At 71.7% G+C, this 14977-nt stretch carries 13 protein-coding genes; 11 read left to right on the forward strand and 2 right to left on the reverse strand.

The features are described from left to right. Positions 1-47: 47 nt before the first annotated feature. A complete protein-coding gene (locus ACFRAR_RS24745) occupies positions 48-701 on the reverse strand; it encodes an MBL fold metallo-hydrolase (protein WP_380700368.1) in 654 nt (217 codons plus the stop codon). A 45-nt stretch (positions 702-746) separates the two neighbouring features. Then, entirely contained in the window at positions 747-1499 is a 753-nt protein-coding gene (locus tag ACFRAR_RS24750) for a maleylpyruvate isomerase family mycothiol-dependent enzyme (protein ID WP_380700369.1), read from the reverse strand. A gap of 269 nt (positions 1500-1768) precedes the next feature. Between ACFRAR_RS24750 and uvrA the strand changes: the two genes are divergently transcribed. From uvrA to ACFRAR_RS24805, 11 genes are all read left to right on the forward strand, one after another. Then, positions 1769-4678, forward strand: a complete 2910-nt coding sequence (gene uvrA, locus ACFRAR_RS24755) for an excinuclease ABC subunit UvrA (protein ID WP_380700370.1) — start codon at positions 1769-1771, stop codon at positions 4676-4678. 123 nt (positions 4679-4801) lie between these two features. Then, positions 4802-5224, forward strand: a complete 423-nt coding sequence (locus ACFRAR_RS24760) for a Rieske (2Fe-2S) protein (RefSeq protein ID WP_380700371.1) — start codon at positions 4802-4804, stop codon at positions 5222-5224. An 84-nt stretch (positions 5225-5308) separates the two neighbouring features. Next, entirely contained in the window at positions 5309-7339 is a 2031-nt protein-coding gene (uvrC, locus tag ACFRAR_RS24765) for an excinuclease ABC subunit UvrC (protein WP_380700372.1), read from the forward strand. Between the two features lie 118 nt (positions 7340-7457). Beyond that, on the forward strand, positions 7458-8342 hold the full coding sequence (rapZ, locus tag ACFRAR_RS24770; RefSeq protein ID WP_380700373.1) for an RNase adapter RapZ: 885 nt from the start codon (positions 7458-7460) through the stop codon (positions 8340-8342). A gap of 64 nt (positions 8343-8406) precedes the next feature. After that, the gene (gene yvcK, locus ACFRAR_RS24775; protein WP_380700374.1) at positions 8407-9504 is read left to right on the forward strand and encodes a uridine diphosphate-N-acetylglucosamine-binding protein YvcK; all 1098 of its coding nucleotides are present in this window, start codon (positions 8407-8409) and stop codon (positions 9502-9504) included. Continuing rightward, complete coding sequence (gene whiA, locus ACFRAR_RS24780) at positions 9495-10475, forward strand: DNA-binding protein WhiA (RefSeq protein WP_316527119.1); 981 nt, start codon at positions 9495-9497, stop codon at positions 10473-10475. Before yvcK ends, whiA begins: the two co-directional genes overlap by 10 nt. Before the next feature lie 366 nt (positions 10476-10841). Beyond that, positions 10842-11849, forward strand: coding sequence for a type I glyceraldehyde-3-phosphate dehydrogenase (gap, locus tag ACFRAR_RS24785; protein WP_380700375.1), 1008 nt, complete (start codon positions 10842-10844; stop codon positions 11847-11849). Positions 11850-12002: 153 nt separating this feature from the next. Beyond that, positions 12003-13214, forward strand: coding sequence for a phosphoglycerate kinase (locus tag ACFRAR_RS24790; protein WP_380700376.1), 1212 nt, complete (start codon positions 12003-12005; stop codon positions 13212-13214). 5 nt (positions 13215-13219) lie between these two features. After that, positions 13220-14005 carry a triose-phosphate isomerase gene (gene tpiA / locus ACFRAR_RS24795; protein WP_380700377.1) on the forward strand — a complete coding sequence of 262 codons (786 nt, stop codon included), beginning with the start codon at positions 13220-13222 and terminating at the stop codon, positions 14003-14005. Positions 14006-14092: 87 nt separating this feature from the next. Next, positions 14093-14329, forward strand: a complete 237-nt coding sequence (secG, locus tag ACFRAR_RS24800; protein ID WP_350521388.1) for a preprotein translocase subunit SecG — start codon at positions 14093-14095, stop codon at positions 14327-14329. Positions 14330-14534: 205 nt separating this feature from the next. Beyond that, on the forward strand, positions 14535-14822 hold the full coding sequence (locus tag ACFRAR_RS24805) for an RNA polymerase-binding protein RbpA (RefSeq protein WP_223245297.1): 288 nt from the start codon (positions 14535-14537) through the stop codon (positions 14820-14822). The last annotated feature ends 155 nt before the right edge of the window (positions 14823-14977 follow it).

The following is a 14977-nucleotide window of genomic DNA, read 5'->3' on the forward strand; positions in this document are numbered from 1 at the left end:
CGACGCGTCCGGCGGCGGGGCTCCGTGCCGTGCGGGGGCCGGCCGGGTCACCAGCCGCGTTCGCGCCACTCGTCCAGGTGCGGGCGCTCGGCGCCGAGGGTGGTGTCGTTGCCGTGGCCGGGGTAGACCCAGGCCTCGTCCGGGAGGACGTCGAAGACCTTCTCGGTGACGTCGCGGTAGAGGGTCCTGAAGGCCTCCGGGTCGCCCCAGGTGTTGCCGACGCCGCCGGGGAAGAGGCAGTCGCCGGTGAAGACGTGGGGGTGGCCCTGGGGGTCGTCGTAGACCAGCACGATCGCGCCCGGGGTGTGTCCGACCAGGTGCCGGACGGTCAGCTCGACCTCGCCGACCCGCAGGGTGTCGCCGTCGGCGAGCAGCAGCTCGGTGGGGACGTCGATGCCCTCGGCGTCGTGCTCGCCGGCGGCGGTGCGGGCGCCGGTGGTGGCGACCACCTCGGCCAGCGCGCCCCAGTGGTCGTGGTGCCGGTGGGTGGTGACCACGGTCTCAAGGTCGTCGCCGACGGTCTCCAGCAGCGCCGGGGCGTCCGCGGCGGCGTCGATCAGCAGCTGCTCGTCGGTGGCCCGGCAGCGCAGCAGGTAGGCGTTGTTGTCGTACGGGCCGACGGCCACCTTGGTGATGATCAGGTGGGCCAGCTCCCGCACGTCCGGCGGCCCGCCGACCTTGACCGCTCCGTGGTACGTCATCCGTTCGCTCCCTCTCCAGTGGCTTCTGGGATCATCCTCGCTCCGTCAGCCCATCGGGGGAAGCCGGGGGAGGTCGGTGTCGGGGGTGCGGCGCAGGTCGGCGCCGTCGGAGCGGCCGGAGAGCCAGGCGGCGAGGGCGTGGACGGGACCGGTGACGGTCAGCGCGGGGGTGCCCGAGCCGATCGTGGCGCGCTCCCCGCCGTCCTCGGCGACCAGCTCGACGCCGGGCAGGCCGGTCTCGTCGGCCAGGCCCTCGGCGACCCGGTGGAACTGGGCGACCGCGAAGTCCCGCGGCCACCGCGCGGGGGTGTAGCCGGCGGCCAGGTCGACGTGGTGGAACTCCAGCTCCACCAGGCGCTTGGCCGGGATGTCGCAGGCCGGGAAGACGTAGCCGTGGCGGTGCTTCACGGTCGCGGTCCAGGCCCGTGGGTCCAGCAGCGCGGCGGCCTCGGCGAAGCGGGCGTGCGAGTCGCGCAGGTCGGCGAGCTGGACGTCCAGCGGGCGGGGCGCGTCGCGCTCGATGCCCTGGTCGCGGGCCTCGTTGCCGGCGTACTGCGGGACGTCGGTGCCGGTGCGGGCGCCGGTCAGCAGGTTGACCAGGGAGTCGGCGTTGCGGGCGAGGTGGGCCAGCACGTGGCCGCGGGTCCAGCCGGGCAGCGCGGAGGGCTCGGCGAGGGCCCCGGGCTCCAGCCCGGACACGGTGGCCAGCAGGCGCCGGGTGCTCTCCTCGACCAGGTCGAGCCGGGCGGCGGCGGAGGCGGCGGCGGACTGCGGGTCGGTCGGCTGCGGGTCGGTCATCGAATCTGCCTTCGGTACGGGTCGGCGCGTTGCCCGCGGGGGGCTTCGCTCGTTGACCAGGCGACGCTATCGCCGAATCCCAGCCCTGAGCAGGGCCTTTTTCGGTCCGGGTACGGACCGTCCGGGAGCCGCCCTCACTCGTTCGGGTGGTCCCGGCTGGACAAGGTCGATATTCGAACGTCTGAGCTATAGGCTGGCTGCCGCATCCTGGAAGAAGCAGCACATCCCGACGCAAGTCCTCTTCGCACCGGAGAAAGGCGCCAGAAGCAGTGGCCGACCGCCTCATCGTCCGCGGTGCTCGCGAGCACAACCTCAAGAACGTCTCGCTCGACCTGCCCCGCGACTCCCTCATCGTCTTCACGGGCCTCTCCGGCTCCGGCAAGTCCTCGCTCGCCTTCGACACGATCTTCGCCGAGGGCCAGCGCCGCTACGTCGAGTCGCTGTCGTCCTACGCCCGCCAGTTCCTGGGCCAGATGGACAAGCCCGACGTGGACTTCATCGAAGGCCTCTCCCCGGCCGTCTCGATCGACCAGAAGTCCACCAACCGCAACCCCCGTTCGACCGTCGGCACCATCACCGAGGTCTACGACTACCTGCGCCTGCTGTTCGCCCGGATCGGCAAGCCGCACTGTCCGCACTGCGGCCGTCCGATCGCCAAGCAGTCGCCACAGGCGATCGTGGACAAGGTGCTGGAGCTCACCGAGGGCACCCGCTTCCAGGTGCTGAGCCCGGTGGTGCGCGAGCGCAAGGGCGAGTTCGCCGACCTGTTCGCCGACCTCCAGTCCAAGGGCTACTCCCGCGCCCGGGTCGACGGCGAGACGGTCCAGCTCGCCGAGCCGCCGAAGCTCAAGAAGCAGGAGAAGCACACCATCGAGGTGGTGATCGACCGCCTGACGGTGAAGGACAGCGCCAAGCGGCGGCTCACCGACTCCGTGGAGACGGCCCTGCGGCTGTCCGGCGGCATGGTCGTGCTCGACTTCGTCGACCTCCCCGAGGACGACGCCGAGCGCGAGCGGATGTACTCCGAGCACCTCTACTGCCCGTACGACGACGTGTCGTTCGAGGAGCTGGAGCCGCGCTCGTTCTCCTTCAACTCGCCGTTCGGCGCCTGCCCGGACTGCTCGGGCCTGGGCAACCGGATGGAGGTCGACCCGGAGCTGGTGGTGCCGGACGTCGAGCGCTCGCTGGACGAGGGCGCCATCCACCCGTGGTCGGCCGGGCACGCCAAGGAGTACTTCCAGCGGCTGATCGACGCGCTGGCCGGGGAGCTCGGCTTCCGCACCGACATCCCCTGGGCCGGGCTGCCCGCTCGCGCCAGGAAGGCGCTGCTGTACGGCCACAAGCACCAGGTGGAGGTCCGCTACCGCAACCGCTTCGGCCGCGAGCGCTCGTACAGCACCGGCTTCGAGGGCGCGATCCCGTTCATCCAGCGCCGGCACACCGAGGCGGAGAGCGACAGCAGCCGCGAGCGCTTCGAGGGCTACATGCGCGAGGTGCCCTGCCCGACGTGCCAGGGCACCCGGCTCAAGCCGGTGGTGCTCGCCGTCACCGTCCAGGACAAGTCGATCGCCGACGTCTCCTCGATGTCGATCAGCGACTGCTCGGAGTTCCTGGGCGCGATGAAGCTCAACGCCCGGGACAAGCGGATCGCCGAGCGGGTCCTCAAGGAGGTCAACGAGCGGCTGCGCTTCCTGGTCGACGTCGGCCTGGACTACCTCTCGCTGGACCGCGCGGCCGGCACCCTGTCCGGCGGCGAGGCCCAGCGCATCCGGCTGGCCACCCAGATCGGCTCCGGCCTGGTCGGCGTGCTGTACGTGCTGGACGAGCCGTCCATCGGCCTGCACCAGCGGGACAACCACCGGCTGATCGAGACCCTGGTGCGGCTGCGCGACATCGGCAACACCCTGATCGTGGTCGAGCACGACGAGGACACCATCAAGACCGCGGACTGGGTGGTCGACATCGGCCCCGGCGCCGGCGAGCACGGCGGCAAGGTGGTGCACTCCGGTTCGCTGAAGGAGCTGCTCGGCAACAAGGAGTCGCTGACCGGCCAGTACCTCTCCGGCAAGCGGTCCATCCCGATCCCGGACACCCGCCGGGAGCGGGACAAGAAGCGCCAGCTGACGGTCCACGGCGCCCGCGAGCACAACCTCAAGGACGTCACGGTCGGCTTCCCGCTCGGCACCCTCACCGCGATCACCGGCGTCTCCGGCTCCGGCAAGTCGACGCTGGTCAACGACATCCTGTACACCCACCTCGCCCGGGAGCTGAACGGCGCCCGCGCGGTGCCCGGCCGGCACACCCGGATCACCGGCACCGACCAGGTGGACAAGGTGGTGCACGTCGACCAGTCGCCGATCGGCCGCACCCCGCGCTCCAACCCGGCCACCTACACCGGGGTGTTCGACCACGTCCGCCGGCTCTTCGCGGAGACGCAGGAGGCCAAGGTCCGCGGCTACCTGCCCGGCCGGTTCTCCTTCAACGTCAAGGGCGGCCGCTGCGAGAACTGCTCGGGCGACGGCACCATCAAGATCGAGATGAACTTCCTGCCGGACGTCTACGTGCCGTGCGAGGTCTGCCACGGCGCCCGGTACAACCGGGAGACGCTGGAGGTCCACTACAAGGGCAAGTCCATCGCCGAGGTGCTGGACATGCCGATCGAGGAGGCGCTGGCGTTCTTCGAGGCCGTCCCGGCGATCGCCCGCCACCTGCGGACGCTCAACGACGTCGGCCTCGGCTACGTCCGGCTCGGCCAGTCCGCGCCGACGCTGTCCGGCGGCGAGGCGCAGCGCGTCAAGCTCGCCTCGGAGCTCCAGAAGCGCTCCACCGGGCGGACGGTCTACGTGCTGGACGAGCCCACCACCGGTCTGCACTTCGAGGACATCAGCAAGCTGATCAAGGTGCTCAGCGGGCTGGTCGACAAGGGCAACACGGTGATCGTCATCGAGCACAACCTCGATGTGATCAAGACCGCCGACTGGATCGTCGACATGGGCCCCGAGGGCGGCTCCGGCGGCGGCACGGTGGTCGCCGAGGGCACCCCGGAGCAGATCGCGGCCGTCCCGGAGAGCCACACCGGCAAGTTCCTGCGGGACATCCTGCCCGCCGACCTCGCGGACGCCCCGGCCGCCCCGGCGAAGAAGGCACCGCGCAAGCGCGCGGCGGCCGCGAAGAAGTAGTCCCGCCCGCCGCCCGCCGCCGCTCCCGGGCCGCCCTGACACCCAGGGGTGGCCCGGGGGCGGCGGGGTACGTGCGGCATAGACTTCCGTGGTCCCCCGCAGCAGAACCGTAGGAGCGCACCGATGTCCGAGACCAGCCCCACCGCCTCCCGCCGCACGGTGCTCTGCGGAGCCGCGGCCCTGGCGGCCGGCGGCGCCGTGGCGGTCACCGGGTGCGGCTCCTCCGCGGGCGACAAGGGCGCCCTCAAGGGCCCGGTCGACCTCGGTCCGGCCTCGGCCGTGCCGGAGGGCGGCGGCAAGGTCTACCGCGAGCAGAAGATCGTGGTGACCCAGCCCGCCGCCGGCCAGTACAAGGCGTTCAACGCCCGCTGCACCCACGCCGGCTGCCTGGTGGACCAGGTGAAGAACGACCAGATCCAGTGCCCCTGTCACGGCAGCCGGTTCTCCGCCACGGACGGTGCCGTGCAGGACGGCCCGGCCTCCGCCCCGCTGCCCGCCTACACCGTCACGGTCGAGGGCGGCAACCTCAAGGTGACCCCGAGCTGACACAGTTGAGCCCCTCCCGACCGCCACGGTCCCACCTGACGATCTCCGCCCCGCGGCCCCGTCCCCACTCGGTACGGTGGACCCATGGCTGACCCGAGCACCTACCGCCCCGCGCCCGGTGCGATCCCGACCTCCCCCGGTGTCTACAAGTTCCGCGACGCCCACGGCCGGGTCATCTACGTCGGCAAGGCCAAGAGCCTGCGCCCGCGCCTGTCCTCCTACTTCCAGGACCTGGCGGGCCTGCACCCGCGCACCGCGACCATGGTCACCACGGCCGCCTCGGTCGAGTGGACCGTGGTCGGCACCGAGGTCGAGGCGCTCCAGCTGGAGTACTCCTGGATCAAGGAGTACGACCCGCGGTTCAACGTCAAGTACCGCGACGACAAGAGCTATCCGGAACTCGCCGTCACCCTCGACGAGGAGTACCCGAGGGTCCAGGTGATGCGCGGGGCGCACAAGAAGGGCGTGCGCTACTTCGGCCCCTACGGGCACGCCTGGGCGATCCGCGAGACGGTCGACCTGCTGCTGCGCGTCTTCCCCGTCCGCACCTGCTCCAACGGCGTCTTCAAGCGCGCCCGCCAGGTCGGCCGGCCCTGCCTGCTCGGCTACATCGGCAAGTGCGCCGCGCCCTGCGTCGGCAAGGTCTCGGCGGACGAACACCGCGCGCTGGCCGAGGACTTCTGCGACTTCATGGCCGGGCGCACCGGCAACTACCTGCGCCGGCTGGAAGAGCAGATGCGGGAGGCCGCCGCCGAGCTGGAGTACGAGAAGGCGGGGCGGCTGCGGGACGACATCGGCGCCCTCAAGCGCGCGATGGAGAAGAACGCCATCGTGCTCGCCGACGCCACCGACGCCGACCTGCTGGCCGTCGCCGAGGACGAGCTCGAAGCCGCCGTGCAGATCTTCCACGTCCGCGGCGGCCGGGTGCGCGGCCAGCGGGGCTGGGTCACCGACAGGGTCGAGGACGTCGACACCGCCGGCCTGGTCGAGCACGCCCTCCAGCAGCTCTACGGCGGCGGCGAGTCCGTCCCGCGCGAGGTCCTCGTCCCCGCCCTGCCCGACCCGGCCGAGCCGGTCCGCGAGTGGCTGAGCGGCCTGCGCGGCAGCCAGGTCGACCTGCGCATCCCCCAGCGCGGCGACAAGAAGGACCTGATGGCCACCGTGCAGCGCAACGCCCAGCAGGCGCTCGCACTGCACAAGACCAAGCGCGCCTCCGACCTCACCACCCGCAGCCGCGCCCTCCAGGAGATCGCCGACGCGCTGGAGCTGGACTCCGTCCCGCTGCGCATCGAGTGCTACGACATCTCCCACCTCCAGGGCGAGGACGTGGTCGCCTCCATGGTCGTCTTCGAGGACGGCCTGGCCCGCAAGAGCGAGTACCGGCGCTTCCAGATCAGGGGCTTCGAGGGCCAGGACGACGTCCGCTCGATGCACGAGGTGATCAGCCGGCGCTTCCGCCGCTACCTCCAGGAGCGCGAACAGACCGGCGAGTGGGCCGTCCCCGAGGAGGACGAGCCCGCCACCGGCGCCCGGGACGACGAGGGCCGCCCCAAGCGCTTCGCCTACCCTCCCCAGCTGCTGGTCGTCGACGGCGGCCAGCCCCAGGTCGCCGCCGCCAGGCGCGCCCTGGACGAGCTCGGCATCGACGACGTCGCGCTGTGCGGCCTGGCCAAGCGCCTGGAGGAGGTCTGGCTGCCCGGCGAGGACGACCCGGTCGTGCTGCCGCGCTCCAGCGAGGGCCTCTACCTGCTCCAGCGGGTGCGCGACGAGGCCCACCGCTTCGCGATCAGCTATCAGCGCAACAAGCGTTCCAGGCGACTCACCGCCGGGGAACTGGACTCCGTCCCGGGCCTCGGAGAGACTCGCCGCCGGGCGCTGCTCAAGCACTTCGGCTCGCTGAAGAAGCTCCGGGCCGCCACCGTGGACGAGCTCTGCGAGGTACCCGGCATCGGACGCCGCACCGCGCAGACTGTTGCGGAGGCGTTGTCGTCCTGTACACCCGCCGCACCCGCGGTCAACACCGCGACCGGCGAGATCATCGAGGACGGGGCCGAGCAGGCCGCCGAGCCGGTGGCCGCAGCACCCCAGACCGCACCATCCCAGGAGACGCCATGACGGCCGACGCCGCCTGTCAGCCGGTGTGCCCCGGCCCCGCCCGCCTGCCCGGGCCGGGGAAGGGCGGCCGTGCCGTACGCGTTCTCCCCAGCAGAAAGACCGAGAGCGGGGAACCGAAGTGACCGTGTCAGACGTGGCCGAGAACGCGCCGGAGCTGGTGATCATCTCCGGCATGTCCGGAGCCGGCCGCTCCACCGCCGCCAAGTGCCTGGAGGACCTCGGCTGGTTCGTGGTGGACAACCTGCCGCCGGCCCTGATCCCGACCATGGTCGACCTGGGCGCCCGTTCCCAGGGCAACGTCGCCCGGATCGGCGTGGTCGTGGACGTCCGCGGCCGGCAGTTCTTCGACGACCTCCTCACCTCGCTGGACGAGCTGGAGAAGCGCGGCGTCCGGCTCCGGGTCGTCTTCCTGGACTCCTCCGACGAGGCGCTGGTGCGCCGCTTCGAGAGCGTCCGCCGCCCGCACCCCCTCCAGGCCGACGGTCGGATCGTGGACGGCATCGCCCGCGAGCGCGACCTGCTGCGCGACCTGCGCGGCGAGGCCGACCTGGTGATCGACACCTCCAACCTCAACGTGCACCAGCTGCGCGCCAAGCTGGACGCCCAGTTCGCCGACCACGACGAGCCCGAGCTGCGCGCCACCGTGATGTCCTTCGGCTTCAAGTACGGCCTGCCGGTCGACGCCGACCTCGTGGTGGACTGCCGCTTCCTGCCCAACCCGCACTGGGTGCCCGAACTGCGGGCCCGCACCGGCACCGACGCGGACGTCTCCGACTACGTGTTCCAGCAGCCCGGAGCCAACGAGTTCCTGGACGGCTACGCCCAGCTGCTGCGCATCATCACCGAGGGGTACCGCCGCGAGGGGAAGCGCTACATGACGCTTGCCGTAGGCTGCACCGGTGGCAAGCACCGCAGCGTCGCCATGTCCGAGCGTCTGACCAAGCGTCTCATCGCCGACGGAGTCGAGACGGTGCTGGTCCACCGTGACATGGGACGGGAGTAACCGCCGCCTCCCTGCCGGGCCCGTCGGCGGAGCGGTCGGCGGGCCGAGGAACGCGAGGTGATGTGTGGCGGGATACGTGCCCGGGCGGCAGCCGCAGAGCAGGACCGGTGACCGGGCGGGCAGCCCGGCCCGGGCCACGGTGCCGAGCCGTCCGCGCAGCAGTCCCGCCCGCGCCAATCCGGCTCCCAGGATCACCGCGCTCGGCGGCGGACAGGGCCTGTCCGCCTCGCTGTCCGCGCTGCGCCGGCTCACCAGCGACCTCACCGCCGTGGTCACCGTCGCCGACGACGGCGGTTCCAGCGGCCGGCTGCGCGAGGAACTCGGCGTGCTGCCCCCCGGCGACCTGCGCAAGGCGCTGGCCGCGCTGTGCGGGGACGACGACTGGGGCCGCACCTGGTCCGAGGTGATCCAGCAGCGCTTCACCGGCAACGGCGAACTCGGCGGCCACGCGGTCGGCAACCTGCTGATCGTCGCGCTCTGGGAGAAGCTGGGCGACCCGGTGGCCGCGCTGGAATGGGTCGGCCGGCTGCTCAACGTCCAGGGCCGGGTGCTGCCGATGTCGGCGGTGCCGCTGGACATCGAGGCGACCGTCCGCGGTCACGACCCGCGCCACCCCGCCGAGGTGACCGCGGTCCGCGGCCAGGCCGACGTCGCGGTGACCCCCGGTACCGTCCAGTCGATCCGGCTGCTGCCGGACGGGCCGCCCGCCGTCCCGGAGGCCGTCACCGCGGTCCGCGAGGCGGACTGGGTGGTGCTCGGCCCCGGCTCCTGGTTCACCAGCGTGCTGCCGCACCTGCTGGTGCCCGACCTGGCCAAGGCGCTCACCGAGACCCGCGCCCGCCGCCTGCTCACCCTGAACCTGGCCCCCCAGCCCGGGGAGACCGAGGGCTTCACCCCGCAGCGCCACCTGGAGGTCATCGCCGACCACGCTCCGGACCTCGCGGTGGATGCGATCCTGGTGGACGAGCGCGCCGTCACCGGCGGGGCCTTCGGCCAGGCCGACCTGGACGGTCTGGAGAAGGCCGCCGAACGGATGGGCGCCGCTCTGGTGCTCGGCTCGGTGGCCCGCACCGACGGGACGCCGCGACACGACCCCGAGCTGTTGGCGGCAGCGTACGACCGGATTTTCCGGACACATGGAAGGATCGGGCCATGGCGATGACTCCAGCGGTGAAGGACGAGATCAGCCGGCTCCCGGTCACCCGGGCCTGCTGTCGCAAGGCGGAGGTGTCGGCGATCCTGCGGTTCGCGGGCGGGCTGCACATCGTGAGCGGCCGCATCGTGATCGAGGCGGAGCTGGACACCGGAGCGGCGGCACGGCGGCTGCGCAAGGACCTGCTGGAGATCTTCGGCCACTCCTCGGACCTCGTGGTGATGGCCCCCGGCGGGCTGCGCCGCGGCAGCCGCTTCGTGGTCCGGGTGGTCAAGGACGGCGAGCTGCTGGCGCGCCAGACCGGGCTCGTGGACGGCCGCGGCCGCCCGATCCGGGGCCTTCCCCCGGCAGTGGTCTCCGGGGCCACCTGCGATGCCGAGGCGGCCTGGCGCGGGGCCTTCCTGGCGCACGGCTCGCTCACCGAGCCGGGCCGCTCCTCCTCGCTGGAGATCACCTGCCCCGGCTCCGAGGCCGCCCTCGCCCTGGTCGGCGCCGCCCGTCGGCTCGGCATCCCGGCCAAGGCCCGCGAGGTGCGCGGCGTGGACCGGGTGGTCATCCGCGACGGCGACGCGATCGGCGCGCTGCTGACCCGGCTCGGCGCGCACGAGTCCGTGCTGGCCTGGGAGGAGCGCCGGATGCGGCGCGAGGTCCGGGCCACCGCCAACCGGCTGGCCAACTTCGACGACGCCAACCTGCGCCGCTCGGCCCGCGCCGCGGTGGCGGCCGGCGCCCGGGTGGCCCGCGCGCTGGAGATCCTCGGCGACGAGGTGCCCGAGCACCTGGCCGCGGCCGGCCAGCTGCGGATGCAGCACAAGCAGGCCTCGCTGGAGGAGCTGGGCGCGCTCGCCGACCCGCCGCTGACCAAGGACGCGGTGGCCGGCCGGATCCGCCGGCTGCTGGCGATGGCCGACAAGCGCGCCTCCGAGCTCGGCCTGCCGAGCACCGAGGCCAGCATCACCGACGAGATGGCGATGAACTGAGGTTCGCGCTCACACCGCGTGACGACGAGACGGCCGGCACCCCGATCCGGGGCGCCGGCCGTCGGCGTCTGCGAACCCACCCGCGGACGGCCTCCCGGAGGGCCCGCGGGGCGGCCCGCCGGACGTCCGTCCGGACCCGCGACACTCCCGAATTGGTAGAGACCACTGGCCCAGGACCAACTGCCCGGCGGACCAAGGCCGGACGGCCCGGAACGGGCTTTCGGCCTCGCCACGCCCAGTCTCACCAGGCGGTGCGATGTGCCGTCCCAGGCCCCGGAGGGGTAGGGTCATAGGCGGTCGGGGACTTCCCAAATCTCACCCCCGCCGGGGCTGCGCCCCCGGCGTACCTAACGAGGAGATCGGTTCGTGACGATCCGGGTAGGCATCAACGGCTTCGGCCGCATCGGCCGCAACTTCTTCCGCGCGGTCAAGGCCCAGGGCGCGGACATCGAGGTCGTGGGTGTCAACGACCTCACCGACACGAAGACCCTGGCTCACCTGCTCAAGTACGACACCACCCTGGGTACCTTCCCGGGCGAGGTCTCGCACACCGAGGACAGCATCACCGTCGACGGCCACACCTTCAAGGTGACCGCCGAGCGTGACCCCGCGAACCTTCCGTGGGCCGAGCTGGGCGCCGACATCGTCGTCGAGTCCACCGGCATCTTCACCAAGGCCGAGGCCGCGAAGAAGCACCTCGCCGCCGGCGCGAAGAAGGTCATCATCTCGGCGCCCGCCACCGACGAGGACGTCACCGTCGTCCTGGGTGTCAACGACGAGAAGTACGACGCCGCCAACCACCACATCATCTCCAACGCCTCCTGCACCACGAACTGCGTGGCGCCGATGGCCAAGGTGCTGAACGAGAGCTTCGGCATCGTCAAGGGTCTGATGACCACCGTCCACGCGTTCACCAACGACCAGGTGACCCTGGACTTCCCGCACAAGGACCTGCGCCGTGCTCGTGCGGCCTCGCAGAACATCATCCCGACCTCGACCGGTGCCGCCAAGGCGACCGCCCTGGTCCTGCCGGAGCTGAAGGGCAAGCTGGACGGCACCTCGCTGCGCGTCCCGGTCCCGACCGGTTCCATCACGGACCTGGTCGTCACCCTGGAGCGCGAGGTCACCAAGGACGAGGTCAACGCGGCCTTCCAGAAGGCCGCGCAGGAGGGCTCGCTCAAGGGCATCCTGGCCTACACCGAGGACCCGATCGTCTCCTCGGACATCGTCAACGACCCGCACTCCTGCATCTTCGACTCGCAGCTCACCATGGTCCAGGGCAACCAGGTCAAGGTGCTCGGCTGGTACGACAACGAGTGGGGCTACTCGAACCGCGTCGTCGACCTGGTCACCCTCGTCGGCGGGCAGCTCTGACCTTGCGGGAGCTGACGTGATGTAGGGGCGAGGGCCCGGACGGCTACGGCGCCGACCGGGCCCTCGTTCCGCGCTCAAGGACTTCTCAGGCGGCCCCTGCGCCGTGCCGCCTCACTGCGCATCAACCATCTCCCCAGGAGAAACCGAATCCCCGTGAAGACCATCGAAGAGCTCATCGAAGCCGGCGTCGAAGGCAAGCGCGTCTTCGTGCGAGCCGACCTGAACGTGCCGCTGGACGGCGCCACGATCACCGACGACGGCCGCATCCGCGCCGTCGCGCCGACCATCGCCAAGCTGGCCGCGGCCGGCGCGAAGGTCGTCGTGGCCTCGCACCTCGGCCGGCCCAAGGGCGCGCCGGACCCGCAGTTCTCGCTCGCCCCGGTGGCGAAGCGCCTCGGCGAGATCCTCGGCAAGGACGTCGCCTTCGCCACCGACACCGTCGGCGACAGCGCCCGCGCCACCGTGGCCGCGCTGGCGGGCGGCGAGGTCGCGCTGCTGGAGAACCTGCGCTTCAACGCGGGCGAGACCAGCAAGGACGACGCCGAGCGCAAGGCCTTCGCCGAGCAGCTGGCCACCCTGGCCGACCTGTACGTGGGCGACGGCTTCGGCGCCGTGCACCGCAAGCACGCCTCGGTGTTCGACCTGCCGGCCCTGCTGCCGCACGCCGCCGGCGACCTGATCGCCACCGAGGTCGGTGTGCTGAAGAAGCTCACCGAGGACGTCGCCCGCCCGTACGTGGTGGTGCTCGGCGGTGCCAAGGTCTCCGACAAGCTGGGCGTCATCGACAACCTGCTGGAGAAGGCCGACCGGATCCTGATCGGCGGCGGGATGGCGTACACCTTCCTCAAGGCCAAGGGCCACGAGGTCGGCATCTCGCTGCTCCAGGCGGACCAGATCCCGACCGTCCTGGAGTACCTGGCCCGGGCCGAGGCGCGCGGCGTCGAGTTCGTGCTGCCGGTGGACGTCCTGATCTCCGCCGAGTTCCCGGACCTCAAGACCAAGGCCCCGGCGAACCCCGACACCGTCGCGGCGGACGCCATCCCGGCCGACCAGGAGGGCCTGGACATCGGCCCGAAGACCCGCGAGCTGTACGCGGCGAAGCTGGCCGACGCGGGCACGGTGTTCTGGAACGGCCCGATGGGCGTCTTCGAGCACCCGGACTACGCGGGCGGCACCAAGGCCGTCGCGCAGGCCCTGCTCGACAGCGACGCGTTCACCGTGGTCGGTGGCGGCGACTCCGCCGCGGCCGTCCGCATCCTGGGCTTCGACGAGAACGCCTTCGGACACATCTCGACCGGCGGCGGCGCCAGCCTCGAGTACCTGGAGGGCAAGACCCTCCCCGGTCTCGCCGCTCTGGAGGACTGAAACACATGACCGACCGTCTCCCGCTGATGGCGGGCAACTGGAAGATGAACCTCAACCACCTTGAGGCCATCCAGCACACCCAGAAGCTGGCCTTCGCGCTGGCCGACAAGGACTACGCGGCCGTCGAGGTCGCCGTCCTGGTGCCGTTCACCGACCTTCGCTCGGTGCAGACCCTGGTCTTCGGCGACAAGCTGAAGATCAAGTACGGCTCGCAGGACATCTCGGAGCACGACGGCGGGGCCTACACCGGCGAGGTCTCCGGCCCGATGCTGGCCAAGCTCCAGTGCACCTACGCGGTGATCGGCCACTCCGAGCGCCGCCAGTACCACGGCGAGAACGAGGAGATCGTCAACGCCAAGGTGAAGGCCGCCTACCGCGCCGGGATCACCCCGATCCTGTGCGTCGGCGAGCCGCTGGAGATCCGCAAGGCCGGCACCCACGTCGAGTACACCCTGGCCCAGCTGGACGGCGGCCTGGCCGACGTCCCGGCCGACCAGGCCGAGTCGATCGTGGTCGCCTACGAGCCGGTCTGGGCGATCGGCACCGGCGAGGTGGCCACCCCGGAGGACGCGCAGGAGGTCTGCGCCGCGATCCGCGCCCGGATCGCCGAGCTGTACGACGCCGAGCTGGCCGGCAAGGTCCGGGTGCTGTACGGCGGCTCGGTGAAGTCGTCGAGCGCGGCCGGCCTGATGGCCAAGCCCGACATCGACGGCGGCCTGGTCGGCGGTGCCTCGCTGGACGCCGAGGAGTTCGTCAAGATCGTGCGCTACCGTGAGCAGGCAGTAGGCTAACGCCGCCGCAGCAACGTAGGCTTTGGGGCCGGACCGCCGTACGCGGCCCGGCCCCTTCGCCGAAGATACGAGAGAGTTGGTCCCGTCGTGGTTCTCGGGTTCTCGATTGCCCTGATCATCTTCAGTCTGCTGATGATCCTTCTGGTGCTGCTGCACAAGGGGAAGGGCGGCGGCCTGTCCGACATGTTCGGCGGTGGTGCGATGTCCACCGGCGGCGGCTCGGCGGTGGCCGAGCGCAATCTGGACCGCATCACCATCGTGGTCGGCCTGGGGTGGTTCGCGTCCATCATCGTGCTGGGCCTGGTGCTGAAGTACCAGAGCTGACGTATCCCTGACGCCCCGTCTCCCGAGCGCCTATCCTTGGACGGTCGGGTGCGGAGGCGATGGTGGCGGATGCTTAACTCCTGCTTACACTAGGACGACTTTCGCCACCGACGCGCACCGCGGCGGGTCGGCGCACCAGTACGCAGGGAGTCAGACCGTGGCAAGTGGCAATGCCATCCGTGGCAGCAGGGTCGGGGCAGGCCCGATGGGCGAGGCGGAGCGCGGCGAGTCCGCCCCGCGCAACCGGATCTCCTTCTGGTGCGCGAACAAGCACGAGACCCGTCCCAGCTTCGCCGCCGAAGCGGCGATCCCGGAGACCTGGGACTGCCCGCGCTGCGGCTTCCCCGCCGGGCAGGACCAGCACAACCCGCCGGCCCCCTCGCGCAACGAGCCGTACAAGACCCACCTCGCGTACGTGCGCGAGCGTCGCACCGACGCCGACGGCGAGGCGATCCTCGCCGAGGCGCTGGCGAAGCTGCGCGGCGAGATCTGAGGTCCCCCACACACCACGAAGGGCGCCCCCGGGGTGACGGGGGGGCCCATCGGGGTTCGGCCCGCCAGGGAAGGGCAGCCCCGGCGGTCGGGGACGAGGCCCGGGCCGGGGGGGGGCTCGGCGGGGGGAAACCCAACGCGGCGGCGCGGTGCAGC

Origin of the sequence: Kitasatospora sp. NPDC056651 (assembly GCF_042792155.1) — a bacterium.
Lineage (GTDB): Bacteria > Actinomycetota > Actinomycetes > Streptomycetales > Streptomycetaceae > Kitasatospora.